Here is a 513-nt window from a genome sequence, read left to right as displayed (position 1 = left end):
TGAATTAACCATCTTTTGAAATAATTGTTCACCAGTTTCTTCGAAGTTCCACATTTCATCAGTTATTTGAATCAAAAAAATTAATCTGGCAGATTCGGACCGAAAAATTATCCTTGTTTGTTCGCCAATATATCCAGAAACAATCTTCTTACCATTTCGATAAATTCCCTTAATAGTACCTCTGATAGAGTCTAAGAATGCCAGTCTTTGATCCATAAACACACATGTATCTACCAGCTTAGATGATAGAACCCACATATCACCTCTATTTAGTAGGCAATCTTTGATATTAAACTCTACCACATCTGCCTGTAAGTCAAATTTGTTTGGTTTCAATTTTATCCATATCCTAGACCTAGAAGGCAAATCTAACAAAGTTTGCAGTTGACCCGAAAGTATTGAAACATTAGATGTTTTTGCCCTTCTTTTAGTCTCTCCGTCAAAATCTTTTGCAATAAAATAAATTTTCTTATCTCCGTTCGATGCAGATGGATTTTTGTGATATGTTTTCAA

The 513-nt window shown here is 33.3% G+C and carries 1 protein-coding gene; it reads right to left on the bottom strand.

The genetic code is table 11. From position 1 onward, the window contains the following. The coding region (locus IE124_RS36470; protein ID WP_189514106.1) for a vacuolar membrane-associated protein Iml1 domain-containing protein at positions 1–513 on the bottom strand (513 nt) is incomplete at both ends.

The organism is Streptomyces narbonensis, assembly GCF_014649015.1.
Taxonomy (GTDB): domain Bacteria; phylum Actinomycetota; class Actinomycetes; order Streptomycetales; family Streptomycetaceae; genus Streptomyces; species Streptomyces narbonensis.
This window is presented reverse-complemented; position numbering and strand designations above follow the sequence as displayed.